This is a genomic window from Sphaerisporangium fuscum, assembly GCF_018531465.1.
Classification (GTDB): Bacteria; Actinomycetota; Actinomycetes; order Streptosporangiales; family Streptosporangiaceae; genus Sphaerisporangium; species Sphaerisporangium fuscum.
The window spans coordinates 22,834-49,186 of record NZ_JAHDTF010000008.1 but is presented as its reverse complement, the minus strand read 5'-3'; the positions used below and the strand labels follow the sequence as shown (position 1 = coordinate 49,186).

Here is a 26,353-nt window from a genome sequence, read left to right as displayed (position 1 = left end):
GCGGCGGTCAGAGGTCGAGGGCGGCCAAGGGGGCGTCGTCCCACAGGGCCCGTTCGGCGCCGCGGGGGTCGTCGGCGGTCTTCGGCGGGATGTCCCAGATCATCGTGGTGCGGCGCGGCGTCCGGTACGGCGGCCAGTCCGGCCGGGCGACCGTACGGCGGGCGGCGGGGTCTCCGGTGCGGGCGAACGACGTCCAGGCGTCGACCATCTGGTCCGACAGCCTGGTCAGCCGCGCCCGGTCGGCGCGCAGCGCCTCGTCGCCGCCCTGGATCCCGGTGAAGCGCAGGGTGCCGAACATGAACGGCAGCTCGATCGTGTGCACGGCCCCCACACCCTTCGGCGGCTGCCAGTCGAACTGGTAGACGTAGGTGTCCCGCCAGCGGCTCTGCGCGGCGGCGAGCCGGGTGGCCGGCACGCGCAGCGTCTGGTCCGTCATCATGGCCAGGGCGGCGTCCAGCGGCGAGCGGTCCTTGCGGTAGACGGCGGTGATCCGGTCGCGGCGGGAGGCGAGCTCCTTCGGCAGGGAGAGCTCCCCGGCGACCTTTCGCAGCCCGTCCTCGGCGAACTGCCCGAAGAAGTTGACCTCGTCCCGGTCGGTGCCGATCAGGAGGTCCACCTTGCGGGCGTTCCCGGCCGCGACCCGCTTGACCACGGAATCCTTCACCAGCGTGCCGTCGATGTACGGGCCGAAGTACAGCGCGCCGCCGGCCACGCCGGGCAGCGCGGCGACCGCCTTCTCCTGGAGCGCGAGCACCTGCCGCGTGGACATGGCCCTGAGGTCGGCGAGATCGCGCACGGGGAAGGCGGCGGCCAGCTTGCGCTCGAACGCCGCGGAGTGGACGACCGCGCCGTTGCCGCTCTGGATGACGGCCCGGCGGAACAGCCGTTCGGGGTGGTCGGTGGCGAGCATGGCGCTGATCGAGAAGGCGCCCTCGGACTCGCCCACCGCGGTCACGTTGGACGGGTCGCCGCCGAAGTCGGCCACGTGCCGCCGCACCCAGTCCAGCGCCGCCATCTGGTCGCGCAGGCCGTTGTTCCCGGAACCCCGGTAGGACGGGTCGAGGCCGCCCAGTTCCGACCAGCCGAACACGCCGAGCCGGTAGTTGAGGGAGACCACGACGGCGTCTCCCCTGGTGGCGAGCTTGGAGCCGTCGTAGCGCGCCTCGTTGGCGGTGCCGAACCGGGCCGCGCCGCCGTGGATGAACACGATCACCGGCCGCTTGGCGCGGTCCGGGCGGGGCGTCCACACGTTCAGGTAGAGGCAGTCCTCGTCGGTGTACATCTTGCGGCCGTCCGGATAGTCCTCCGACAGCCGGTCCCGATCCTGCGGGCAGACCCGCGTGCCGTCGACGGCCTTCAGCGTGCCCTTCCATGGTCGTACCGGCTGCGGCGGCCGGAAGCGGCGCTCCCCGACGGGCGGCGCGGCGTACGGGATCCCTTTGAAGACGCACACCCCATCGCCGGCGACCCCCGAGACGGCGCCGAGGGCGGTGCGGGTGGCGCAGCCGCGCTGCGCGCTCGCGTCACCCGACGGCTGGGCGGAGGCCGGGGTACCGGTCGCCGCGGCCAGGGCGAGTACGGCCCCGGCGATCGTGACAGTACGGAACATCGGAATTCTCCTTCACGAGAGACTGCGGAGAGTCTCACCGCGAAGGGCACTCCCGGGGATCGCCCCAGAGAACCGAACCTCGATCACTCCCGAGAGCGAGGCCCCACCCCACAACCAGCCCACCCGCGAAGGCCGCCCGGCCACCCGCCGTACAACGGCGCCGACTTCGCCGCACAGCATCCCGCCGACCCGGCGCCGAAGAGAAACACCCCACCAAACCAGAAGCCAGGGCACCGGACCGAACCACCCCCACTCGCCCGAACAACCCACCGCACCACCCTCACCCGCGAAGGCCGCCCGGCCACCCGCCGTACAACGGCGCCGACTTCGCCGCACAGCATCCCGCCGACCCGGCGCCGAAGAGAAACACCCCACCAAACCAGAAGCCAGGGCACCGAACCGAACCACCCCCACCCGCCGGAACAGGGCGGCCGGGCCGCCCCTTCCCGCTCGACGTACGGTTTCCCGGTTGGCGCCGCGTCGGAGGGACGTGGTACGGCGGATCCGGCGCCTTCGTACGGTGGGCAACCCGGGGGGCCGCGTGGGCGGCGTGTCAGTCGGAGCCGGGGACGGTCAGGCCGGATTCGTAGGCGAAGACGACCGCCTGGGCCCGGTCGCGGAGGTCCAGTTTGGTGAGGAGGTTGCTGACGTGGGTCTTCACCGTGTGCTCGGTGACGACGAGTTCGGCGGCGATCTCGGCGTTGGACAGGCCCCGGGCGACCAGGCGCAGCGTGTCGAGCTCGCGGCCGGTCAGCTCGGCGAGGCGCTTCCTCAGCGCGGGGCGGGCGGTGCCGCGCCGGACGACGTCCTCGATGAGCCGGCGGGTGACGGCCGGGGCCAGCAGGGACTCTCCGGCGGCGACGAGGCGGACCGCGCGCGCCAGCTCGTCGCGGCGCACGTCCTTGAGCAGGAAGCCGCTCGCCCCGGCGCGGAGCGCGTCGTACACGTACTCGTCGACGTCGTACATGGTGAGGACGAGGACCTTGGCGGAGGTGCGGCGGCAGATCTCCGCCGTGGCGGCGACGCCGTCCAGGCGGGGCATGCGGATGTCCATCAGCACCACGTCGGGCCGGAGTTCGAGGGTCCGCTCGACGGCCTCGGCCCCGTCGGCGGCCTCTCCCACGACCTCGATGTCGTCGTGCGCGTCGAGGATCATGGCGAAGCCGCCGCGGAAGAGGTCCTGGTCGTCGGCGACGAGCACACGCATCAGCGGCCGTCCAAGGGGAGAGTGGCGGTGACGGGGCCGCGCATCAGCGGCCGTCCAAGGGAAGAGTGGCGGTGACGGTGAAACCGCGGGGGTCCACGGTGAGGGTGCCGCCGCAGGACGCCACGCGCTCGCGCATACCCACGATGCCGTTCCCTTCGCGCAGGTCGGCGGTACCGCCGCCGTCGTCGGCCACCTCGACGGACAGGGCGCGCGGCGACCAGGCCAGACTCACCCGCACCGTGCGGGCGGCGGCGTGCCGCAGGACGTTGGTCAGGCACTCCTGGACGATCCGGTAGGCCGCGATGTCCACGGCGGCGGAAACGGCCGGCCGGGGCCCGCGCTCCTCCACCGTGACGTCGAGGCCCACCCGACGCGACCGCTCGACGAGGGCGGGCAGGGCGCCCAGGCCCGGCTGCGGCTCGCGTGGCGACGTGCCGCGCAGCGCGCCGAGGATCGCGCGCAACTGCCCGATGGCCTCGCGCCCGGTGTCCGCGATGGCCTCGAACGCGGCCTCGGCCTTCGCCTGGTCCTTGCGCAGGGCGAGCGGCCCGGCCTCGGCCTGCACGACCATGAGGCCGACGGAGTGGGTGACGATGTCGTGCATGTCGCGGGCGATGCGGGTGCGCTCCTCCGCGGCCGCCGCGGCGCGTTCCTCCTCCAGCCGCATGGCGCGTTCCTCCAGCACCTCGCGCTGGGCCCGGCGCGCCCGGGCGCTCATCCCGAGGGCGTACGCGGCGACGAACGCGGTGACGACGTACCGGGAGGTGTCGAAGTCCTCGTGCGGCAGGACGACGGAGAGGATCACACCGCCGGCCAGCCCGGCGCCGCCCACGATCTGCCACTTCGACGGGGTCGCCGCGCCGAAGGTGTAGGCGCAGACCAGCGGGCCGAAGGGCATGAAGAAGAACGGCGGGTCCGGGAGCGTGTGCTGCTGCAGCACCAGGACCGTCATGGCGGCCCCCGACGCCGCGCCCGAGGTGACGAGCAGCCGGCGCCGCCACAGGACCGGCGCCGCGGAGAGGAAGGCCAGCGCCAGCACCCACCAGGGCTGCCTGAGGGGCACGAGCAGCGGCACGATCGAGGCGGCCGTGACGACCGCGGCCGTCACGACGTCGCGCCGCGGCACCCGCAGCAAGTCCACCCTGGTTCTCCCTCTCCGCCCGCAATCCCGCCCAGGTTACGGGCCGGCGCCCGCCCTCGCCTCACCCGGCGGGGCGAACACCGCCTCCCTCCCCAGGGTGAGGCGGCGCGGAGGGGGTGTTCAGAGCAGGCCGGTGGTGTTGCGCATGGTGTCGGTGCGGAACAGGCCGCCCGGGTCGACGCGCTCGCGGACGCGGTCCACCGCGGCGATGCCGTCGGGCGACAGGTGGCCCTGCGGCTGCTCGAAGCTCTCCACGAAGGTGGGGGCGGTACGGCCGGTGTCCCACGGGGAGAGCGTGAACCGTACGCGGGCGCAGTGCTCGCGGATCGCCCCCGCCGTGAGCGTCCCGCCCGGCACCCCTGCTCCGGAGTAGGCGTACCTGGCGTCGAGATGGGAGAGGGCGCCGCCGGAAGGGTCCGGCACGGCGTACGCGCCGCCGAGCTGGCGCAGCCCCGCGGTGATCAGCGGGGAGCCGGAGCCGGGGCCGATCACCCGCAGCAGCTCGTCGACGCCCTCGTCGCCGATCTCACGGAGCAGCATGTGGTCGCCGACGATCGGCACCGGGTCGGAGGGGTCCATGTGGGCCGAGAGCACGTCGGCCGGCTCGGTCAGCTCCCAGCTGTACATGACCGGGTCCGCCACCTTCCGCAGCGGCGCCAGCAGCTCCTCGCTCCGGCGCTCGGCGGCGGGGATGTCGTCCTCCGACTCGATCAGCACCACGCCGTCCACGCACAGGGTCGGGCCGGCGGACAGCACGGTCGGGACCTCGGGCAGGGGAGGCAGGTTCATGATCCGGGCGGACGTGGAGACCTCCCACGGCGCCTCCACCGTCCAGCGCCGCCACTCCCGCAGCAGCCTGGAGGCGTGGGCGGCCGGCCAGAAGGCCGCCCCGGTGATCACCTTGGCGACGGGGAACAGCGCGACCTCGACGGCCGTCACGACGCCGAAGCCCCCGCCGCCGCCGCGCAGGGCCCAGAACAGCTCCGGGTCCGTCGCGGCGTCCACCCTGCGCAGCTCCCCGTCGGCGGTGACCAGTTCGACCGCGCGGACGCTGTTGGCCGCGAGCCCGACCTTGCGGCTGTAGAAGCTCATGCCGCCGCGCAGCAGGTAGCCGACCACGCCGACGTCGGGCGAGGAGCCGTGCGGGGGCGTCAGCCCGTACGGGGCCGCCGCCGCGACCACCGCGCCCCAGCGCGTCCCGGCGGGGATGCGGGCCAGGCGCCTGCCGGGGTCGATCTCGACCGCGCCCTTCATCCGGGTGCGGATCAGCAGGGCGTCCCGCATGGAGCGCGCGGTGGCCGAGGCGTGCCCGGTGGTGTGCACCCGGACCCCCAGCCTGCGGGAGGCGGCGAAGCGCAGCGCCGCCCGGACCTCCGCCACCGTCGTCACCGTCACCGCGGCGCAGGGGCGCGCGGGCGACACGAGGTTGAACACCTCGGTGGCGTCCTGGTAGGCGGGCTCGCCCGGCCAGGCGACGGCCACCTCCGACAGGTTGATCGTGGTCATGGGCGGCTCGCCTCCAAGGGGGGTCGGCGGTGATGCTCGGTACGGTGTCGGGTGCCCGCCGCCGCGGGTCAGCGGTCGCGGACGGCGGTGATGAAGGCGAAGGTGCCGGGGCCGGAGGCGTCGACGATGGACATGCCGGCGTCGGCCAGCCACCTTTCGATCTCGTCCATCGTGAACAGCAGCATCCCCTCGGGGCGGCTGGGGAAGAAGTGCGACTCCTGGAAGTACTTCGCGATCGGGTCGTCGTCGAACAGGAACGTCATCAGGGTGAAGGTGCCGCCCGGCCGCAGGACCCGGCCGACCTCGGCGATCGCCCTGGCGGCGTCGTCGGGGAAGGCCTGCAGGGCGTTCCAGCAGTTCACCGCGCCCAGCGTCGCGTCGCCGAAGGGGATGTCGAGGGCGCTGGCCCGCACGGCCGGCACCCGCGGCAGCTTGCCGCGCAGCACGGTCAGCATGGGCAGGCCCATGTCGAGGGCGATCAGTCGGTCCTGGCCGACCGTCCCGGCGACGACGGTCGTCCACCGGCCGGCGCCGGCGGCGAGGTCGAGCACGGGGCCGTCCACGGGCTTGATCTGCCGGGCGATGTACCCGTCCTCGTCGGCGGGGGTCACCGCGCCGCCCCAGTTGGCGCCCGCGATGCGCAGGAAGGCGGGGCGCAGCACCGACTCGTAGTACAGCCCCATGCTGGGCATCTCGGCGAGCTTGGCCAGCAGGTTCGCGGTGGCCTCGTGCGGGACGTCGGCCGCCGACTCGCTGACGCCCTCGGACAGGTCGAGGATGCCGCGCGCGACCGGGTAGCGGGTCGCGCAGGCGGGGCAGCGGACGGCCTGCTGGTGGAACTCCAGTTCCCCCGAGCAGGCGGGGCAGCGCAGCACGTCGGCGTACCGGGTGAACAGCTCGGTGCCGTCCTCGGCGGGCGCCTCGGCGGGCGCGGGCGGCGCGGCGGGCGGAGCGGTGTCGGCGACCTCGACGGGGGTGCCGTACCGGACGGCCCAGTAGGCCTTGGCGCCCGAGTAGCCGAGCATGGTCCGCGTGTCGTTCTCCCAGTTCTTGGTGATCTGGGCGTCGGTGAGGGTGCTGATCCACTCCCGGTCGAACTCGAGCTCCTCCTCGGTCAGCTTCCACACCGACGGCGAGGGCCAGACGCGGCCGAGGTCGGGGGCGCCGAGGTCGAGCTCCTTCAGGCCGCGGTCGAGCCTGGTCAGGTCGCCCGGGTCGAGTTCCAGGCGCTCGACGGCGGCGAGGACGCGGTCGCGGTCGCCCGGAAAGTGCGACAGCAGGTACAGCAGGGCGAGGGTCAGCGGCCGCCCCTTCTCTGCGCGGGCCACCAGGTCGAGGTAGCGGCCGAGCCCGGCCCGGACCGCCGCGGTCACCTCGCCGGCGGCGGGGTACTCGGCGTCGGCGAGCAGGCCGAGCAGCACGATGAGGTACCCCTTGCGGTCGTCGTCCACCCGGTCCAGCGCGGCCACGATCTCGGGGGTGGCCGCGAGCGCCGCGCCGGTGAGGCGGCCCTCGTCCCACACCGCGCCGGCGAGCCGCAGGAATTCGGTGTCGACGCGGCCGGGCGCCGCGTCCACGAAATCATTCAGCAATTCGGCGACGGTCGGCTGCGTGGTGGAGACACTCATGTGCGCGTCCTTTCGCGAAAGGTGAACGGGTTGGGCCGTGCGGCCCGACCGGCTGTATTTCGTCGGCCACGCCCTCGGGTGCACCGGCGGAACGGCCGCCTCCGCGGTCCCGCGGGGTCCGCTCCCGTCCGGCGGCAATCCGCTCGTGAAATCGTCGCACCGGCCCGTCGCCGTAGTCTTCTCCGAGCGTGCTTACCGCCTTTCACCAGGTAAGAGTGCGGCGGGGAAAGCAATGGGAAAGATGCGCTTTCGGTCGTCCGGACCCGAGTATGGTGGCGACGCATCGCCTCCGGGTCGTCATGCCTTTTCTCGTTCGTGCGGCCACTCGATGGGAGTGACGGTTTCATGACGCAGGAATTGATCGACCCAGCCGACATCGGCACGCATTACGACGAACGTTCCCCGATCGGGGACGAGATCCGCGGCGGCCAGATGCACATGTGGTACTGGTACGACGAGCAGGACGAGACACCGCTCAAGGACGCCGTCCAGCGCGTCAGCCGCAAGGTGGCCGAGACGCTGGGCCTGCGCCCGGGCGAGCGCGTCCTCGACGCCGGGTGCGGCCCCGGCGAGACCGCCGTGTACCTCGCCAAGGCCTTCGGCGTGCACGTGACGGGTGTGACGGTGAGCGCCTTCGAGATCGACAAGGCGAAGGAGCGCTCCGCGTCCGCCGGCGTCCAGAACCGGACGGTCTTCCAGTACGGCGACTTCATGGACCTGGAGTTCCCCGACGGGTCCTTCGACGCCGTCCTCGCGCTGGAGTCGCTGCAGAACGCCCCCGACCTCGACCAGGTGCTCGGCGAGCTCTTCCGCGTCCTGCGGCCGGGCGGCCGGCTGTCGTTCTCCGACTTCAGCCTGGAGTCGGCGGCCGACCAGGCGCGGGTGGACAAGTTCATGGACACCCTCAGGCTCCGCGAGCTGCCCACGCTCGCCGAATGGCTCGACCGGGTGCGCGCCGCCGGCTTCGAGGTCGAGGAGTACACGCAGTGCGGGCCGAGGGTGTTCGGCAAGAAGACCAAGTACCTCAAGGCGGCCATGCGGGAGCGGGAGGCGATCGTCGCCAAGTTCGGCGAGGAGGCCCTCGGGGAGTTCTCCCGCAGGCACCTGGGCTTCTTCGCCCCCCGCAAGGACCAGATCGGGTACGTCGTCGTGTCGGCCCGCAAGCCGAACCGCTGACCGGGCCCGCCGCCCGCGCCCCTGGCCGGATCCGGGGCGCGGGCTTCGGCGTTCCCGGGCGCGGGCTTCAGGGTTCCCGGGCGCGGGCTTCAGGGTTCCCGGGCGCGGGCTTCGGCGTTCCCGGGCGCACCCGCCGTTCGCACGGCACACCCACCGGGCTCGTTGGCGAGGGTCGCCGCCGGGCATGGCTCTGCCGGCCGTGTCCGTCGACGCTGTCGGACACGACCGGCAGGGATCAGGGGCCCGGCCGCCGGGCTGTCAGGCGTGCGCGGGGTCGGCGACGCCGAAGCGCGCCTTGGCCAGCTCGCGCTTGGCGATGGTGGAGAGGAAGACGGCGAAACCGGCGTGGCTGTGGAACATCGACATGTCCCGCCACACCCGCTCGATGCGCTGCCCCTGCCGCACCGCGCTCGACCCGGCCGTCGGGAACAGGTAGTTCTCGACCGCGTGCCAGCACAGGTCCACCACCTGGTGGCAGATGCCGGCCAGCCGCATCTCCTGCTCCTTGGTGACCGCAGCCGGGCCCCGCTCGCACAGCTCGCGCCACTGCTGGACGGCGTTCAGGACGGCCGCCTCACCCGTGGCGATCATCGCGGCGGCCTCGCCGTACCAGTACTGGTAGTCGGGGTCCTGGCTGCGGGGCAGGTTCGGCGGGAACGCGGCGGTCCGCGACCGCATCAGGTCCTCGTAGGCGTCGAGTGCCCCGAGGGCCATGCCGACGGCGAGGGCGGCGTCCTCGATGACCATGAAGCTCAGCTGCCCGCCCCCGTACTCGGGGTTGCCGTGCAGGTCGCGCCCGGGGGTGCCCTCGGTCACGGTGACCTGGCTGACGTGGGTGGGGAGCGTGAAGTGCGCGGGAACCAGGCCGCCGTCCATCGCGATGCTGTGCGACCCGCTGCCCTTCAGCCCGAGCTGCCCGCCCCAGTCGGACAGGCGCTCCCACTGGCCGCGCGGCGCGACGAACATCATCATCGACGGCGGCCGCCCCTCCCCCTGCGGGACGAGGGTGTGGCCGATGAAGTGGGTGGCGTACGGCGAGCCCGAGCAGTAGTTCCAGGTGCCGGTCAGCAGCCAGTCGCCGTCGGGGGTGCGCTCGGAGGTGCCGGCGGGCGCCACCGTGGCCGGGCAGATGAACTCGCCGGAGGCGAACAGCTCGGCCTGCGCCCGCTCCTCGAACAGCGACGCCACGACCAGGGCGTGCGCGTGCCCCAGGCAGTACATCCAGCCGGTGGACGGGCAGCCGCGCGTGAGCGCCATCGTCACCCGCATGAAGGTATCGATCCCGAACTCGTAGCCGCCGTAGCGCCGCGGGACCAGGATCCGGTAGAAGCCCGCCCTCTGGAACTCCTCGTGGGTGTCGGGGGCGTAGAAGGTGCGCTCCTCGGTCTCGGCCTGGCGGGCGACGAGCGTCGTGGCGATCGCCTCGGCCCGCGCGACCATCTCGGCGGGCGTGAGGCCCGGCTCGGGCGGGAGGACGACTCCGTACTCGGGAACATTCGTGGCTACTGCCATTGCTGAGCAGGCCCTTCGTCTCGAATGGTGGGCGGGGAGTGGTGCGTTACCTCCGCGGTGGGCGGGCGACGACGGTACAGCCAGCGTCGCCCCCGCCCCGTGAGCCGGGCATCTCCTGAATTGCGCTCTGCCCGCGATACCGAGGGGGTTCGCGCGCAACACCGCAATCTGGGAAATGCATCGCCACGCGCCCGGGTGCGATGGTCGGTCGTGCTGATCGATGAATGGTGGCTCCCCGACCGCGCGAATTGCCGGGCCGCCTCCTGATCGACCACCGAGCCGGCAAGAACATGAAAAAGGTGCGTTCAATGGTGGAGTTATCTACGGCGAAAAGCGGCGCCCCGGCGGCCGCCCTGCCGTCCCGGCTTCCCTCGCTGACCGGTATGCGGTTCATTTCCGCGGGAATGGTGTTCCTGACCCACGCGATAGGCGCGAACCTGTTCGCCTCGGCGGCCGTGGCGGGCGCCTACATGTCCATCGTCATCCAGGGCGGCTGGGCGGCGGTGTCGTACTTCTTCATCCTCAGCGGTTTCGTGCTGACCTACGCGCAGCGCGCCTCGGACACCCCGGCGACGTTCCTGCGCCGCCGCTTCCTGAAGATCTACCCCAACTACGCCGTCACGCTGGTCGCCGCGCTCTTCCTGGTCGCCTACGTCGGCAAGCAGGCCATCGACAACGGCACGGCGATCCTGCACTTCCTGCTGCTGCAGTCGTACGTCCCGCAGCTGAGCGTCCGGACGGCGTTCAACTCCCCGGCGTGGTCGCTGTCGTGCGAGGCGCTGTTCTACCTGTGCTTCCCGCTGCTGGCCCGGTACATCGGCCGCATCCGCCCCGAGCGGCTGTGGGCGTGGGCGGGAGTGGTCGTGGCGGTCATCTTCGCCGTCCCGTTCATCGCCAAGGCGCTGCCGGCCCAGCCTCCGATCCCCGGCTTCGGCATGACCGAGCTGGAGATGTGGTTCGTCATGCAGTTCCCGCCGGTCCGGATGCTGGAGTTCGTGTTCGGCATGATCCTGGCGAGGATCGTCATGACCGGCAGGAAGCTCCCGATGGGCCTCGGCGGCGGCATCGCGCTCGGCATCGCCCTGTACTGGCTGGCGCCGCTGTTCCCGGTCTCCTTCGACGTCGTGGCGATCTCGGTGCTGCCGCTCGGGTTCATCATCGCTGGTGGCGCGGTGAAGGACGTGAGCGGGCGCTCGAACTGGATCGGCGGCAAGGTCATGGTGTGGCTCGGCGAGGTGTCCTACGCGTTCTACATGTGGCACTTCCTGATCCTGATCTACGTCCGCCAGTGGTTCGGGTCTCCGCAGGGCTACGGCACCCCGATGGCGTTCACGATGCTCGCGGTGCTGGCCGGCATCACGCTGGTGCTGTCGTGGCTGCTGTTCTCGCTGGTCGAACGCCCGGTCATGCGGCGTTTCGCCTCCTCTCGCCGCAGGCCCCGCCCCGCCGCCGCCGAACAGGAGAGGGCAGGGGAGCTGGCGGCCGCCGGCTCCCGCGAACCGAAGGAGTGAGGTCGTTGACCGTCCCCGTCCTGGAAAGCCAGATCCCCGGCGCGTCCGGCGCGGGGAGCCTGCCGAGTCTCGCGACCGGTATCTGCACCACGCCGCTGCTCTACGAGACCGTCGGGGAGAACTTCGACAGGACGGTGGCGGCCCACGGCGGCCGGGACGCGCTCGTCGAGCACGCCACGGGCCGCCGCTGGACGTACGCCGAACTGGCCGAGGAGGTCGACGCGCTCGCGCTCGGCCTGCTCGGCCTCGGCGTCGCCAAGGGCGACCGGGTGGGGATCTGGTCGCCGAACAACGCCGAGTGGACGATGACGCAGTTCGCCACGGCGAAGATCGGCGCGATCCTCGTCAACGTCAACCCGTCGTACCGGTCGCACGAGCTGGAGTACGTGCTCAACCAGGCCGGCGTCCGGGCGCTGGTGGCGGCCGACAGGTTCAAGACCTCCGACTACGCGGGCATGATCGCCGAGGTGCGCCCGCGGTGTCCCGCGCTGGAGCACGTGGTCCTCATCGGGAGTGAGGCGTGGCGGGAGCTGCTGTCCGCGGGGCGGCGGGCCGACCGGCGGGAGCTGGCCGAGGCGCAGGCCTCGCTGAACCCCCACGACCCGATCAACATCCAGTACACCTCGGGCACCACCGGGTTCCCCAAGGGCGCGACGCTGTCGCACCGCAACATCCTGAACAACGGCTTCTTCGTCGGTGAGCTGCTGGCGTACACCGAGGCCGACCGGGTGTGCGTGCCGGTGCCCTTCTACCACTGCTTCGGCATGACGATGGGCACCCTGGCCGCCACCAGCCACGGCGCCTGCGTGGTGATCCCCTCCCCCGTCTTCGACGCCTCGGCCACCCTGCGGTCCGTGGCGGACGAGCGCTGCACCTCGCTGTACGGCGTGCCGACGATGTTCATCTCCGAGCTGGCCGACCCCGCCTTCGCGTCGTACGACCTGTCGTCGCTGCGCACCGGCATCATGTCCGGCTCCCCCTGCCCGGTGGAGATCATGAAGCAGGTGGTCGAGCGCATGGGCATGGCCGAGGTCACCATCTGCTACGGCATGACGGAGACCTCCCCGGTGGCCACCCAGACCCGTCCCGGCGACTCGATCGAACGGCGGGTCTCGACCGTCGGCCGTGTCGGGCCGCATCTGGAGGTGAAGGTCGTCGACACCGAGACGGGCGAGATCGTGCCGCGCGGGGTTCCCGGTGAGGTGTGCACCCGCGGGTACTCGGTGATGCTCGGCTACTGGGAGCAGCCCGACAAGACCGCCGAGGTCATCGACGCGGACGGGTGGATGCACACCGGCGACATCGGGATCATGGACGAGGAGGGGTACCTCAACATCACCGGCCGCATCAAGGACATGGTCATCCGCGGCGGGGAGAACATCTACCCGCGCGAGGTCGAGGAGTTCCTCCACACCCACCCCGACGTCCTCGACGCCCAGGTGATCGGCGTGCCGGACGAGCGTTTCGGCGAGGAGCTCATGGCGTGGCTGCGGATGCGGCCCGGCGCCGAGCCCCTCACGGCGGAGACCCTGCGGGAGTTCTGCACGGGGAGGCTGGCCCGCTTCAAGATCCCGCGTTACGTGCAGATCGTGGACGCCTACCCTCTGACCGTCAGCGGCAAGGTCCGCAAGGTGGAGCTGCGGGAGCGGGCGATCACCTTGCTCGGGCTGCGGCACCTGACGGCCACGCCGCACGCCTGACCGCCGGGCGGGGGTCAGCCGGCGCCGGTCGAGGCGCGCGCCACCAGGGTGGGGGCGAGGCGCTGCGAGCGGACCTCCTCGCCGGCGAGCGACCGGGTCAGCAGTTCGAGGGCGCGCCGGCCGATCTCGTGCATGGGGACGGCGACGCTGGTCAGCGGGATCGGCAGCTCGGCGGCGAGCGGCGTGTCGTTGTAGCCCATGATCGCGATGTCGGCGCCGGCCTGGAGGCCGTGGTCGCGGGCCGCGCCGAGGGCGCCGATGGCCGCGAAGTCGTTCACGGCGAAGATCGCCGTCGGCGGGTCGGGCCGCCGGAGCGCCTGCTCCGCCGCGGCCCGCCCGCCCGCGGTGTCGAAGGGCGAGCGCAGCACGACGGGGTCCCCGGCGCCGTGCTCGCGGTAGTACTCCACGAACCCGGCGGTCCGGTCGACCGCCGTACTGGCGAAGGGCTCGCCGCCGATGACGGCGACGCGGGTGTGGCCGAGGCCCAGGAGGTGCTCGGCGGCCAGCCGCCCGCCGAGCCGGTCGTCGGGGGTCACCGACGGGTGGCCGTCGGCTCTGCGGTTGACCAGCACGAAGCGCACGCCGTCGGCGGCCAGTTCGTCGAGGAAGCCGCTGTCGAGCCGGGCGTCGCCGAAGATCAGGCCGTCGACGCGGCGGGCGAGGAGCATCCGGGTGCGCTGCCGCCGGACCTGCTCGTCGTCCAGGGTGTTGGCGGTGATCGTGGTCAGCCCGAGCTCCCCCGCGGCCTCGTCGATGCCCTCGTAGATCATGGCGAGCACGAGGTCGGACAGCCGTGGCACCAGGACCCCGACCAGCTCGCTGCGCCCGGTGCGCAGCCCGCGCCCGTGCGGGTCGGGCCGGTAGCCGAGCTCGGCGGCCAGCCGCCGGATGCGGGTGGCGGTGTCGCCGGAGGCCGCGCGCACGCCGTCGCCGTCCCTGCCGTTCAGGACCCGCGAGACGGTCGACACGTGCAGCCCGAGCTGGTCGGCGATGGAGCGCAACGTCACCGGGCCGCCCTTCCGGTCCACCACCACGGCCTCACTTCCGCACCCTGCCGGACCGCGGGTGGCCGGCGCTGTCTGCAACTGTGCCACGCGCACCGGGCGGGGCGAACCCTCTTGACTGCGTCCCGATGCCGCGTACATGCTAGCGCAAACGTTTGGCCCAAACGTTTGCGTAGCCGAGAGGACCAGAAACATGGCCCGTACCCCCACGCCAGAGGACACCCGCGTCAGCCCCGCACGCGTCGCGGTCGTGCAGTTCGCCCCCCAGGCCGGCCTGGACAACCGCGCCGCCAACTCCGAACGGGCCCTCGCCCTCGCCGCCCGCGCCGCCGACGACGGGGCCACCCTGATCGTCCTGCCCGAGCTGGCCACCACCGGCTACAGCTTCCGCACCCGCGCCGAGGCCTACGCGCACGCCGAGAGCGTCCCGGACGGGGACACGGTCAGGGCCTGGGAGTCGTTCGCCCGCGAGCGCGGCGTGCACCTGGCCGGCGGCCTGGCCGAACGGGACGGCGCGCGGCTCTACGACACCGCCGTCCTCGTCGGGCCGGACGGGTACGTCGGCCACTACCGCAAGGCGCACCTGTGGAACGAGGAGAAGCTCTGGTTCACCCCCGGCGACCTGGGCTTCCCGGTGTTCGAGACCCCGATCGGCCGCATCGGCCTGCTGATCTGCTGGGACATCTGGTTCCCCGAGGTTCCCCGGCTGCTCGCCCAGCAGGGCGCGGACATCATCTGCAGCGTCAACAACTGGGTGTGGACCCCGCCCCCGATCTTCGACGAGAGCGGCCGGTGCATGGCCGCGTACCTCACCATGACGGCCGCGCACGTCAACAACGTGTTCATCGCCGCCGCCAACCGGGTGGGGACCGACCGGGGCGCCCGCTTCCTCGGCTGCTCCCTCATCGCCGGGACCAACGGCTGGCCCATCGGGCCGGTGGCGGGAGCCGAGGAGGAGACGGTCCTGACCGCCGACGTCGACCTCGTCGCCGCCCGCAGCGCCCCGGTGTGGACACCGCTCAACGACCTGATCCGCGACCGGCGCACGGACCTCTACGATCCGATGCTCGGATACACCCGCGGCCCGGCCTTCCCCCGCTGACGGCCCCGATGACCGCCACCCTCCCGCTCGCGACCGGCGGGCGTGTCCGCGTACTGCGCCTGTGGGCCGCCGCCGCGGCCGTCGTCGCCGCCACGGCCCTGCTCACGGCGGGGCTCGACGCCCTGCGTCCGCGCCTGCCCGCGCTCGTGCCCGGCTACGCCTCCTGGGGACTCGGCTACGACGACCCCACCTGGTACCTCTACTGGATCCTCGGGGACACCACCGAGGCGACGATGGCCAAGTCCGCCCTCGGCGGGCTGCTGATGGTGGCCGGGGCGGTGTTCGCCCACGCCGCCCGCCGCCGGGGCGGCCGCCTGCAGGGGTTCCCGCTGGCCTGCGGCACCGGCGTGCTGTGGCCGTGGGCCGCGGCCAGTGCGGGGCTCGGCCTGCTGCTCTCCAACCTGATGTGGGGATGGACGCTCCAGGCGTCCGGGGCCTGGCAGCCCACGTTCGCGCCGTTCGTCTCCGTCCCGCCGGCCCTCGTGATCCTGTACGGCGCGGGCTGGACCGTCGCGCTCACGGGGGCCGCGCTCGGCGCGCTGCTGGTCACGCCCGCCGCGCTGGTGCTGGTGAACCTGGTGTGCGTTCCGCTGGGCCTGTCCCCCGTCGTGGGCAGCGTGCTGGCCATGTCCCTCGGCGGCGTGGCGGCCTGCGCGATCTGCCGGAGGTTGCCGTGGATGCCGCCGCTGCGCGTGGCCGCCGCGCCACCCGTTCCGGTGCGCCACGGGCCCTCCTGGGTGCCCCGCCGCGTGCTCGCCGACTTCACCGAGGCGCACTTCTACGGCAGCGAGTGGGCGGGGGCCGGGCTGCTGCTGGGGTGCGTGCTGCACTACCTGCTCAACCCCGCCGCCCCCGCGTACGGCGGCGGGCTGCTGCCGCGGATCGTCGCCGCGCAGGTCCTGACGGCCGCCGTGGGAGTGACGGTGTGGCGGGGACGCTGGGAGGCGGCCGGCTGGTACCCGACCTTCGTACCGGTGGTGTCCGTGGCCCCGGCCACCGTCCTGACCTTCGGCGGGTCGCTCCCGTCGATCGTCGCGGGGGCGGTGCTCGGCGCCGTCGCGGCGCCCCCGCTCGCCGCCGCCCTGGCGCGCCGGCTGCCGCCGCACTTCGCGCCGATGATCGCCTACACCGCCACCATGGGCCTGTGCACGGCGACGATCGTCCCGCTGCTCGGCCTGCTCCCCGGTTTCCGGCATGCCTGACGGCGGCCACGACCCGTCCCACGAGGAGACCACGATGACCTCCCCCGGCCACCTGCCCGACAGCGGCCCCGACCTGTCCCCCGGTCACTTCTCCGGCCGCTCGCTGGCGGAGCTCGGGCGCGACCTGCGCGACGGGCGCACCACGGCGACGGCGCTCGCCGAACACGCGCTCGACGCCGTCGCCCGGCTCGATCCGGTGCTGAACGCCTTCGCCGCCGTCGACGCCGGACGCGCCCTGGCGGCCGCGCGGCAGGCGGACCACGAACTGCGCGCCGGCCGCGACCGGGGCCCCCTGCACGGCGTACCGGTCGGGGTGAAGGAGATCATCACGGTGGCGGGGCTGCCCGCGACCATGGGCTCCCGGCACTTCGCCGGGCACGTCCCCGCCACCGACGCGGCCTGCGTACGCGGGCTCAGGCGGGCCGGCGCCGTCGTGGTCGGCATGACCAGGACGCACGAGTTCGCCTACGGGCCCACCGGCGACCGCTCCGCCGGCGGCCCGTCGCGCAACCCGCGCGATCCGGCACGGATGTCCGGCGGCTCCAGCGGCGGGAGCGCCGTCGCCGTGGCCGCGGGGATGGTCCCGCTCGCGCTCGGCACCGACACCGGCGGATCGGTCCGCATACCCGCGGCGTTGTGCGGGACGGCCGGGTTCAAACCGGCCCACGGCGCGATCCCGGCCGACGGCGTCTTCCCCCTGTCCACCACGCTCGACCACGTCGGCCTGCTCGCCGGGACCGCGCAGGACTGCCTCACCGCGTACCTGGCCCTCGTCCCCGGTGGCGTTCAGCCCTCCGCGGAGGCGCCGGCCGTCGGCTGGCTCGACCCCCTCGACCTGTTCCGCTGCGATCCCCGCGTCGTCGCCACGGCGCGGGCCGCGCTCACGGCCGGGACCGGTCCGGCCGGCGAGGTCCGCCTCCCGCCCGGAGCCGTCGACGACATGCGCGAGGCGTTCACCGCCATCCAGGGCAGCGAGGCGGCGGCCGTGCACGCCGAACGGCTCGCCGAGGCGCCCGAGCTGTTCGACCCGGAGGTGCTCGACCGCCTGCGCACGGCCGCCGAGGTGCCCGGCTGGCGGTACGTGCGGGCCCTGAAGGCACGGTCACGGCTCGCCGAGGACGTCGGGAAGCTGTTCGGACGGCATGACGTCCTCGCGCTGCCCACCGTGCCGCTCACCGCCCCCCTGCTCCAGCAGCGCGCCGCCGAACTGGACGGCGCGACCGTGCGCGTCCGCGACGCGCTGCTCGCGCTGACCAGCCCGTGGAACCTGCTGGGCCTGCCCGCGCTGACCGTGCCGGCCGGGACGGTGGACGGGCTGCCGGTGGGCCTGCAACTGGTCTGCCGGCCCGGGCGGGAGCACCTGCTCTTCACCACCGCGACACTGTGCGCCGTACCCGGCCAGAACCCTTCGATCGGAGAACCCCATGTCGTCGCCTGACCACGAGGTCCTGGAACTTCCCGGTTTCGTCCTGGAGAGCGGCGCCGTGCTCGATCCGGCGCGGCTCGCCTACCGGACGTACGGCGAGCTGAACGCCGACCGGACCAACGCGGTGCTGTTCCCGACGTGGTTCGCCGGCGACCACCACGCCAACGAGTGGCTCATCGGTCCCGGCCGCGCGCTGGACCCGCGCGAGTACTTCGTCATCGTGCCGAACCTGTTCGGCAACGGCGTGTCCTCCTCCCCCTCGAACACCCCGCCGCCGCACGACGCGGCCGCCTTCCCCGGCGTCACCGTCCGTGACAACGTCCGCGCCCAGCACCTCCTGGTGACCGGGACCTTCGGCGTCGAACGGCTGGCCCTGGTGCTCGGCTGCTCGATGGGCGCCCTGCAGACCTACCAGTGGGCGGTGAGCCACCCGGACATGGTCGCCCGGGCGCTGCCGTACTGCGGCGCGCCCGCCACCTCGCCGCACAACCAGGTGTTCATCGAAGGCCTGAGGGCGGCGCTCACCGCGGACGCCGCCTTCGACGGCGGCCGCTACGGGACCCCGCCCGCGGCGGGCCTTCGCGCGTTCTCCCGGGTCTACGCCGGCTGGGGCTTCTCCCAGGCCTTCTACTGGGAGGAGACCTGGCGGCAGCTGGGGTTCGCCTCGCTGGAGGACTTCCTGACCGGGTTCTGGGAGGCCAACTTCGCCGGCTACGACGCCAACGACCTGCTCGCGATGCTGTGGACCTGGCAGCACGCGGACGTGGCCACGACCCCGGGGATGGACGGCGACGTCAAGCGCGCCCTCGGCTCCATCACGGCCAGGACCCTCGCCCTGCCGGCGGAGAAGGACCTGTACTTCCCGCCCGAGGACGAGGTGCGCGCCGCGCGATACATCCGCGGCGGCGAGGTGCGGGTGATCCCCGGGATCTGGGGCCACCTGACCGGCGGCGGCGCCAACCCCGTCGACGCCGCCTTCATCGACGCCGCCGTCCGGGACCTGCTGTCGGAATGACCACGTCACGACGCCCCGCCGAGGGAGAACCCCGGCGGGGCGTGGGGCCGTCCGAGGAGCGGGTCAGGCCTGGACCTTGGCGGAGACGGCGGGCTCGGCGGGCGCCGGGGCGGGTTCGGGGACGACGATGGCGACGCTCGGGTCCTTGGTGGCCTTGCCGAGGCGCTCGCGCAGCCGCATCGCCGGGCTCTCGATGAGGTAGTAGCTCACGGTGGCGCAGGCGATGCTCCCCAGCAGGTCGACCGCCAGCAGCACGCCGAAGTTCCCGGCCCGGAACAGGTTGCCGTGCCAGAAGTAGATGATCGCGATGTGCCAGAGGTAGATGCCGTACGAGATGCGGCCGAGGAACAGCATCACCCGGTTGGTGACCACCGCCTCGATGAAGCGCGACCGCAGGTGCGGCAGGGTCAGCGGCGTCACCGCGAGGAAGCCGAAGACCAGGTACGCGAGGTGTTCGACGATGCTCTGGCCGAGCGGGGGGTAGTTTGCGCTGCCCGGGTCGCCGAAGGGCGAGACGCAGGCGACGAGGTAGGCGGCCAGCGCGCCGGCCCAGCACAGCAGGGGCCGGCGGTCGGCGGCGCGGTAGGCGGCCGGCACGTGCTCCCAGGAGACCGACGCCGCGGCGGACAGCGCGGCCAGGGCCATGCCGGTGGCGATGTAGTCGATCCACCCGGGCGGCCAGTTGCCCTCGATGGGCCAGGCGCCGAAGGAGGGCAGGTGCGTCCAGGCGGTCCAGGCGACGCTGACCGGGATGACGGTGGACAGCGAGATCAGGATGCGGCGCACCCGGGCGGCGGGCGTGGCGGCCCCGCTCGCGATCTTGTGCAGGATCCAGGCGATCACGGGGAGCGCGAAGTAGAACGCGATCTCGGTCGCGAGGCTCCAGGTCTGCTCCATGCCGAGCACCCAGGCGTTGTTCTGGTAGATCTGCAGCAGCAGGACCGGGCGGAGCACCTCCCAGAACCCGTGGATGTTGTCACGGTTGAGCAGCACGAGCGTCACCGCGGTCAGCGCCCAGTAGGCCGGCAGGCAGCGCAGGGCTCGGCGCCACAGGTACGGCTTGATCGCGGGCTTCGGGGTGCCGACGATGGTGGCGAGGGCGAACGGCCGGTAGAGCAGCATGCCCGACAGCGTGAAGAAGATCGGCAGGCTCACCTGGAACTGGTTCAGCAGGACGCTGAATATGCCGTTGCCGGTCTCCTCCATGCCGGGATTCTCGTCCCACCGCATCTGCGTGGCACTGAACGCGACATGAAGAACGAGCACCCCCAGGGCGGCGAGCCCTCGCATTCCCTCGAGTTGGGGGAAATACCGGCGCGCCGTGCTGGGGGTCCCTCCTCCGGGATTTCCCGCCTTCTCTGACACGACCATAGAGTGCTCCTTACGAATTGGTCGACGTGACCAGCTTCGTTCCGGCCATTCCTTTTCCGCATCTCACGGAGTGCGAAGTCCGCAGGACACCGGCCGTTCCGGGGGTCGTGAAGGGATATGCGGTCATCGGTTGATAAGGGGTGTGAGCAACAGAAGGGACACCCCGCCGGCGGAAACCGACATCGAGGCGGCGTGGACCGACACCATCCCCGCCGTCCCGGCCCTCTGACGGTCCACCGGCCGGACGCCGGCCCGCCTCGCCCGTGTTCCGGCCTCATCACCGTGGCCCGCGCAGCCGATCTGCCGTCCCGGCCAACGCCAGCCCGGCGGCGAGGCAGGTGGAGGGGAGGGCGGGAATCACGTACCGGACGTCGAAACCGGTGAGGAACGGTGGCGCCAGGATCAGTGCGGCGGCTGTCAGGGCGGGCAGGAGGGCGTCGCGGCGACGTCGTACGGCCGCCACGATCAGCGTCCCGGCGAGCGCGAGCACCAGCAGCGGGAACGGCAGGTACCCGAAGCGCTGGTAGGCGCGCAGCCAGCCCGCGTACGGCTCGTGGACGCGGGTGGCGGCCGGGCCGCCCTCGTATGCCTCGGCGGCCGGACGGACCGACGGTCGCAGGGACCGTTCCTCGAAGGGGAACCAGTACGGGTTCGTCCGCCTCACGGCGGCGTCGCGGCTGGTGGTGCGCTCCCAGCGCAGCAACCGCCGCAGGTCGGAGCCCGCCGCGGCAAGGTAGTCGCCGGGCTGGGCCAGGATGGCGGCGCGGGCGAACCCGCGGGCGAGCCCGTTCCGATCGCCGTGCACGTGATTGACCGGCGACCAGGACGACCACAGCCAGTACGGCGGCGCCGGCCGTGAGGCCACCGGCGTGCCGGGGCAGAGCGGCGCGAGCCGGGGTTCGGGCCGGATCACCGAGCAGTCGGCGAACGTCGTGGTCCGCGCCCACAGGAACAGGCCGTCGGCTCGGGTCAGCCCGAAGACTCCGCTCGTGGCGGACATCCACGTCGCGTAGGCCAGCAACGGCGCCAGACCGGCGGCCGCGAAGGTCGTCCACACCCGCCATCCGTTACCGCGCTTCAGCAGCAGCCAGGCCGCCGCGAGCGCGAGCACCAGCACGCCGATCGTCCGGGTGAGTGCGGCCAGGCTCAGCACGACCCCCGCGAGCGCGGCGGCCGCCGCCGTGAGCCGCTGCCGCAGCAACACCAGCACCCCGCCGGTGACCAGCACCGTGAACAGCGCATCGGCCATGACCATGTGTTCGAGCAGGATGAGGAACTCGTCGTACAGCAGTGGCACCACCAGCACGATCGCCGCCCAGCGGGACAGCCCTCGCCGTACCTGCGACGCGTACACCGCCACGGCGATGCCCACCCCCAGCAGGTGCTGGACGGCCGTCACCAGCGTCAGGCCCGGCCCAGGGGCGAGGGCGGCGAGGAACAGTGAGTACCCCAGCGGCCGGAACGCCCCCGGCACCGGATGGGCCGCCGACTCCAGATAGGTGAAGGAATCGGCCCAGAAGAACAGGGCCGGCCGGTACCCCAGCATCGCCAGCCCCCTCAGGACCAGCCCGAGCACCAGTGCGACGATGAACGGAAGATGCCGCCGCCCTCCGGGAAGAAGGCGCCACCTCCGGAGCGGGCTCCGTTTTTCGGGCAGCACAAAGACAACGGCGGGCGCCGTCATGGAAGAACTCCTTATGTGGGTCGGCCGGATCCGCGCAGGCGAGCCCCGCGTGTGTCTGCTCTTGGCCTCTGAACCGCGAGGCGTTACCGCTCCGGACGACAGTGCGAGTACGGCCTCACCCTTGTCTTACCGTCAGCTCCGAAAAAGGTTCACGCCATCACGGTTCCGGCTCTGACGGCCAGGTCTCGCTGGCTCCGCTCCGTGATGGGCCACCAGGAGATGACGGTAGGCGCGCTGCGCCTGGAGCTCTGGGAGAAGACCCCGGATGACGACACCGTGAATCGGGACGTGAGTATGGTCACCGCGATGGTGCTCAGCTCAGGAAGAGTCCACCTCGTTCAGCCGTCGGCGAGGTCTTCACCCACGACCTTCGATCTCCACGGTCGCTGTCAGGACCGGAACGTCCGGGCCAGTGTCAGAGCGCCGGCCGCCGGCGACCCGCGAGCGATCAGACCCGTCGATCTCGAGGAGTAGCGCGTGCAGTTCTGGCGCAGGTAGGTCACGACCGGCGAGTGGGCCCGCTACCCGTTCGTACGTCCGGTGATCTCGGCGGCCACGGCTGCCCGGTTGGGCTCGTCGAGGAGGTAGAAGTGGCCGCCGGGGAACAGGCGGGTGCGGGAGGTGGCGGTGGTTCTGGTCGTCCAGGTGAGCAGGTCGGCGGGGTCGACCAGTTCGTCGCGGTCACCGCCGAGGACGGTCAGCGGCGTCGTCAGCCGGCCGTTCCGGTTACGGCGGACCAGGCGGCCGGCGAGGGAGAGATCGGAGCGCAGGAGGCCGAGCACGTAGCCGCGCCAGAACGGGTTCTCCAGGATTTCGGGCGGGGTTCCGCCGCCCAGCCGGATGATGTCGAGGAGCACCTGGTCGTCCCAGTCGTCCGCGCGCTCGTAGCGCACGCCGGCGGGTGGGTGGGCGCTGAGCACGAGGCGCGCGCACAGGGCGGGCTCGGCGAGGGCGACGGCGACCGCGACGGCCACGCCCATGCTGTGGCCGAAGAAGACGGTCGGACGGCCGGCAGGGAGGCGACGCAGTTCGGTGAGGACGCCGTCCACGACGGCCTGCGGGTCGTCGGGCGTGCGTTCGTAGCTCTCGCTGAAGCGGCGTTCCCTGCCGGGGAGGGTCACGCCGAACACCTCGTGGTCCTCCGGGAGGGCGGCCAGCAGCGGTGTCAGCGCGTTGGGCCCGGCCCCGGCGTGCGGGAAGACCAGGACGCGGCCCTTCACCTCCTGCCGCGCGGCGCGCATGCCGGTGATCCACGCGCCCGGCCTGGCGCGGCGGGACTGCTCTCGCAGGCTCATCTGTTCCTCCGGTCCAGGCCCCGCCGAGCCGGTCGGCATTCTTCTCGTACGGTCATCTGTCCCTCCCGTCGCAGGCCGGCGACCGGCTCGTTCAGCGGGAGCAGTGGCGAGCGGGGCGGCTCAGGCCGGCGGCGGTACCGGGTGGCGCGGGTCACGCCGGCGCTCCCGTCGGCTGCAGACGCCGCGGGGCCGTCTCGTGCGTGTACAGCCGGTCGACGCAGGCCGCGGCGAGGGCGTCCAGGCTGGAGACCGTCATCTCCCGCGGCAGCCCGGCCGCCTCGTACGCCAGCGGGAGCTCGGTGCACGCGGCGACGACGGGGACGTGCTCGCGCCGCCACAGGGCCCGGACGACCCTGCCGAACAGCGCGGCGGCGTCGTCCCCGCGCCCGGCCTTGACCAGGGCGGCGCTCTCGTGGACGGCGTTCTGGTGCCCGTCGCCGGGCAGGAGCAGCCGGTAGCCGAGGGCCCGCGCCCGCCGCTGGTACAGCCCGCTCATCACGGTGCCGGTGGTGGCGGCGAGCCAGCCCCCGCCGGGGGCGAGCCGCATGGCCGCCTCCAGCGTCGCGTCGACGATGTGCACGAGGGGGACGGTGAGGCGGTCGCGGATGCGGTCGATGGAGACGTGCGCGGTGTTGCACGGCACGGCGAGCAGGTCGGCGCCCCACCGCGCGAGCGTGGCCAGCCCCTCGGCGATGTGCGGAAGCGGGTCGGCGCCTCCCGACAGGACGGCGGCCGTCCTGTCGGGGATCGACGGGTCCGACAGCATCAGGATCCGCGGGTGGTGCTGGTCGGCCGTCCCGGGGACGTGGGCGGCGAGCAGGCGGAGGAACTCCGCCGTGGCCGCCGGTCCCATGCCCCCGAGGACGCCGAGGGTCTGGCGTGGCGCTCTCATCGTCGGACGGCACCGCCCACGGCGTCCGGCAGCAGGCCCGGGAGGGTCTCCTCCGGCAGCCGGTCGCGCACCTCGGGGCCGTACCGCCATTCCAGGCGCAGCCGCCCGTCCCGGACGACGCCCGTGACCGTCACCGCGTACGGCCCGTCGCCCGGCAGGTCGGTGAAGTCGGCCTCCTCGCGGGCGGCGAGCGTCAGCGGCGCCCCGGCGGGCAGAAGCGCGGCCAGGTCCCCGAAGTGCTCGTACCTGACCCGCACCACGGCCTCCGCTTCCGGCGGCGTGACGGCCGTAGTCGTGGGTGAGGTCAGCTGCCCGATCAGGCGGGTGTCCCCGGGACGGTCGCCCCGTGTGGTGTGGTCCACCACGTCTACCTCGAGGCTCTCGCCCGGCAGCGCCTCGGTCAGGGCCGACGTGATCGCGGCCACGGCGTCCCGCGCCGCCGGGCCGGAGGAGGCCGAGGCGGGCGAAGGTGTGCCGGAGGCGGCGTGGGCGAGGAAGGAGGCGGCCGGTGGGAGGGTGACCACCGGGCCGGCGGCCAGTTGCGTGCGGGCGGTCAGCAGGTCCGACAGCAGGACCCGCCAGGACTCGGTGTCGGCGATCAGCTCGTGGACGACCAGCAGCAGCCACGCGGGCCGCTCCCCCCGGTCGATGAGGGCGATCTGCGCCACCGGCCCGCCGGTGAGGTCGAGCCGCGCCCGCAGCCGGTCGACGGCCGCGCGGAGCAGGCCGGGCTCGACGCCGGGGTCGTGCCGCGAGAGGTCGAGACCGATGACGGGCAGCGGGCCGCTCGCGCCGCCGTCGCGCTGCCGCCACTCGCCGTCCCGCTGGAGGAAGCGCAGCCGCAGCGCGTCGTGGTGCAGCATCAGTTGCAGCGTGATCTTCTTGACGCGGGCGGCGTCGGGGCCGCCGGGCAGCTCCAGCAGCAGTGCCCTGGCCCGCCGCGCGAGGTCCGGGGAGCCGGACCAGGTCTCGAAGAACGCCCGCTGGGCCGGGGTGAGCGGCACCGTCGGGTCGGCCGGGCGCGGGGCGGGCACGGCCTTGGCGGGCTCCTCGCCGATGTCGGTGCCGAACCTGGTGGGGCGGGGCGCCGCCAGGGCCTCCCGGACGACGAGCCCCGCCGAGCGCGGGATCTCCTCGACCGGCACCCACTGCTCGGGGAGCAGGATGTCGGGGACGGCGCGGGCGACCGAGGCGCGCAGCTCATCGGGGTCGATCGGGCGGCGCGCCACGTAGTAGGCGACGAGCCTGCTGCCGAGCCGGTCGCGGTCGGCCGGGTCGGCGTACCCGATCTTGGCGAGCATCCGCTTCACGCGGGGGATGTCGACGGGCGTGCGCAGCTCCTCGTCGGCCTCGGGGACGGTGAGGTGGCCGACGCGCACCTCCCACCGCGTGGGGGCCTCGTAGTTGTGGTAGCCGCGCTCCTGGTTGTGCACGTACACGCCGACGTCGTTGATCATGCAGTTGGAGCTGCAGAACCCCGTGTCCTGGGGCTGGGACCAGAACGACGAGCGCCGCTGGAGGAACTCGCGGATGCCGGTCTTGGTGACGTCGGAGTAGCGGAAGTAGTCGACCACCTCGACCGCGTCGACGGCGGCGGTGTCGATGTCGCTGCCGGTCTGGTGGTAGATCTTGCGGCCGATGGCCAGCTTGGGCTCGATCTCGGCGGGGTCGAACACCCCCTGCTGGTAGAACCACGACAGCCGTTCGTCGATGATCTGCCCGCGCGAGAGGCCGGTGACGATGGTGGGGATGCCGCGCTCGTGGGCGAGCTCGGTGCTGAGGTCGAGCAGCGAGCGGAAGCAGCCGTTGCAGACGCTCTTGTGCTGCTGCAGGCTCAGCAGGAAGATCTTGTTCTGGTCGGCCCGGGTCATGGTGACGTGCTCGATGCCGAGCTCGCCGGTGATCTCCTCGACGTTGCGCAGCGCGGTCTTGGAGATGAAGCCGTTGTCGAAGGTGAAGGTCATCACCCGCAGCCCGAGGTCCACCAGCTGGTGCAGCACGTACGTGCTGTCCTTGCCGCCGCTGAACAGCAGCAGGCAGTCGTAGTCCGAGCGGCTCGCCTCGGCGCGGGCGCGGATGCGCCGCACCATGTCCTCCGGCTGCCCGAAGTAGGCGTGGATCGCGTCCCTGTTGCCCTCGTACATCTGGCACAGGTTGCACACCCCGCCGGCGTCGAAGCCGATGCCGGGGTACTTCTGGGTGATGCCGCACCGCACGCACAGACGTGCGGCGCCCTCGTCGCCGACGCCCTGGAAGACGACGGCGCAGTCGGCGACGGCGTCCTGCTGGAGCAGCGCCGTCTCGACCTCCCGTTCGAGCAGGCGCGCCTGCTCGGGGCTGAGCTCGCCGGCCGGCCGGTCTGTCAGCGTCAT

The 26,353-nt window shown here is 72.8% G+C and carries 19 protein-coding genes; 7 read left to right on the top strand and 12 right to left on the bottom strand.

Annotation, left to right across the window (positions count from 1 at the left end):
- Positions 1 to 7 precede the first annotated feature (7 nt).
- The 5 genes from KIK05_RS11020 to KIK05_RS11000 form a co-directional block, all read right to left on the bottom strand.
- The gene (locus KIK05_RS11020; RefSeq protein ID WP_214410540.1) at positions 8 to 1,609 is read right to left on the bottom strand and encodes a carboxylesterase/lipase family protein; all 1,602 of its coding nucleotides are present in this window, start codon (positions 1,607 to 1,609) and stop codon (positions 8 to 10) included.
- A gap of 553 nt (positions 1,610 to 2,162) precedes the next feature.
- Positions 2,163 to 2,816 (bottom strand): response regulator, encoded by a 654-nt coding sequence (locus KIK05_RS11015; protein ID WP_214410539.1) that lies wholly within the window; start codon positions 2,814 to 2,816, stop codon positions 2,163 to 2,165.
- A 43-nt stretch (positions 2,817 to 2,859) separates the two neighbouring features.
- Complete coding sequence (locus KIK05_RS11010) at positions 2,860 to 3,957, bottom strand: sensor histidine kinase (protein WP_214410538.1); 1,098 nt, start codon at positions 3,955 to 3,957, stop codon at positions 2,860 to 2,862.
- Positions 3,958 to 4,077: 120 nt separating this feature from the next.
- Entirely contained in the window at positions 4,078 to 5,463 is a 1,386-nt protein-coding gene (locus KIK05_RS11005) for an FAD-binding oxidoreductase (RefSeq protein ID WP_214410537.1), read from the bottom strand.
- A 68-nt stretch (positions 5,464 to 5,531) separates the two neighbouring features.
- The gene (locus KIK05_RS11000) at positions 5,532 to 7,091 is read right to left on the bottom strand and encodes a class I SAM-dependent methyltransferase (RefSeq protein ID WP_214410536.1); all 1,560 of its coding nucleotides are present in this window, start codon (positions 7,089 to 7,091) and stop codon (positions 5,532 to 5,534) included.
- Between the two features lie 345 nt (positions 7,092 to 7,436).
- Between KIK05_RS11000 and KIK05_RS10995 the strand changes: the two genes are divergently transcribed.
- Positions 7,437 to 8,267 carry a methyltransferase domain-containing protein gene (locus tag KIK05_RS10995; RefSeq protein WP_214410535.1) on the top strand — a complete coding sequence of 277 codons (831 nt, stop codon included), beginning with the start codon at positions 7,437 to 7,439 and terminating at the stop codon, positions 8,265 to 8,267.
- 258 nt (positions 8,268 to 8,525) lie between these two features.
- Here the strand turns inward: KIK05_RS10995 and KIK05_RS10990 are convergent, their stop codons facing one another.
- On the bottom strand, positions 8,526 to 9,779 hold the full coding sequence (locus tag KIK05_RS10990; RefSeq protein ID WP_214410534.1) for an acyl-CoA dehydrogenase family protein: 1,254 nt from the start codon (positions 9,777 to 9,779) through the stop codon (positions 8,526 to 8,528).
- 308 nt (positions 9,780 to 10,087) lie between these two features.
- On the opposite strand from KIK05_RS10990, the gene KIK05_RS10985 reads away from it, so the two are divergent.
- The gene (locus KIK05_RS10985) at positions 10,088 to 11,290 is read left to right on the top strand and encodes an acyltransferase family protein (protein ID WP_214410533.1); all 1,203 of its coding nucleotides are present in this window, start codon (positions 10,088 to 10,090) and stop codon (positions 11,288 to 11,290) included.
- Positions 11,291 to 11,295: 5 nt separating this feature from the next.
- Positions 11,296 to 12,990, top strand: a complete 1,695-nt coding sequence (locus tag KIK05_RS10980) for an AMP-binding protein (RefSeq protein WP_284681281.1) — start codon at positions 11,296 to 11,298, stop codon at positions 12,988 to 12,990.
- Positions 12,991 to 13,004: 14 nt separating this feature from the next.
- Here the strand turns inward: KIK05_RS10980 and KIK05_RS10975 are convergent, their stop codons facing one another.
- Positions 13,005 to 14,021 (bottom strand): LacI family DNA-binding transcriptional regulator, encoded by a 1,017-nt coding sequence (locus tag KIK05_RS10975; RefSeq protein ID WP_214410532.1) that lies wholly within the window; start codon positions 14,019 to 14,021, stop codon positions 13,005 to 13,007.
- A 166-nt stretch (positions 14,022 to 14,187) separates the two neighbouring features.
- Between KIK05_RS10975 and KIK05_RS10970 the strand changes: the two genes are divergently transcribed.
- From KIK05_RS10970 to KIK05_RS10955, 4 genes are read left to right on the top strand one after another with little or no spacing between them, the layout of a single operon-like run.
- Positions 14,188 to 15,096 carry a nitrilase family protein gene (locus KIK05_RS10970; protein WP_214410531.1) on the top strand — a complete coding sequence of 303 codons (909 nt, stop codon included), beginning with the start codon at positions 14,188 to 14,190 and terminating at the stop codon, positions 15,094 to 15,096.
- An 8-nt stretch (positions 15,097 to 15,104) separates the two neighbouring features.
- The gene (locus KIK05_RS10965) at positions 15,105 to 16,298 is read left to right on the top strand and encodes a hypothetical protein (RefSeq protein ID WP_214410530.1); all 1,194 of its coding nucleotides are present in this window, start codon (positions 15,105 to 15,107) and stop codon (positions 16,296 to 16,298) included.
- Complete coding sequence (locus tag KIK05_RS10960) at positions 16,291 to 17,736, top strand: amidase (RefSeq protein WP_250562620.1); 1,446 nt, start codon at positions 16,291 to 16,293, stop codon at positions 17,734 to 17,736. The genes KIK05_RS10965 and KIK05_RS10960 overlap by 8 nt, the downstream gene beginning before the upstream one ends.
- Entirely contained in the window at positions 17,723 to 18,739 is a 1,017-nt protein-coding gene (locus KIK05_RS10955) for an alpha/beta fold hydrolase (RefSeq protein ID WP_214410529.1), read from the top strand. The genes KIK05_RS10960 and KIK05_RS10955 overlap by 14 nt, the downstream gene beginning before the upstream one ends.
- 63 nt (positions 18,740 to 18,802) lie before the next feature.
- Here KIK05_RS10955 and KIK05_RS10950 read toward each other — a convergent pair whose 3' ends face one another.
- From KIK05_RS10950 to KIK05_RS10930, 5 genes are all read right to left on the bottom strand, one after another.
- Positions 18,803 to 20,110 (bottom strand): acyltransferase family protein, encoded by a 1,308-nt coding sequence (locus KIK05_RS10950; protein ID WP_214410528.1) that lies wholly within the window; start codon positions 20,108 to 20,110, stop codon positions 18,803 to 18,805.
- Between the two features lie 277 nt (positions 20,111 to 20,387).
- Positions 20,388 to 21,686, bottom strand: a complete 1,299-nt coding sequence (locus KIK05_RS10945) for a hypothetical protein (protein WP_214410527.1) — start codon at positions 21,684 to 21,686, stop codon at positions 20,388 to 20,390.
- 629 nt (positions 21,687 to 22,315) lie between these two features.
- Positions 22,316 to 23,089, bottom strand: coding sequence for a thioesterase II family protein (locus KIK05_RS10940; RefSeq protein WP_214410526.1), 774 nt, complete (start codon positions 23,087 to 23,089; stop codon positions 22,316 to 22,318).
- Between the two features lie 151 nt (positions 23,090 to 23,240).
- Positions 23,241 to 23,981: a cysteate racemase gene (gene cuyB, locus KIK05_RS10935; protein WP_214410525.1), complete on the bottom strand. Its 741-nt coding sequence runs from the start codon at positions 23,979 to 23,981 to the stop codon at positions 23,241 to 23,243.
- On the bottom strand, positions 23,978 to 26,353 hold the full coding sequence (locus KIK05_RS10930) for a condensation domain-containing protein (protein WP_214410524.1): 2,376 nt from the start codon (positions 26,351 to 26,353) through the stop codon (positions 23,978 to 23,980). The genes cuyB and KIK05_RS10930 overlap by 4 nt, the downstream gene beginning before the upstream one ends.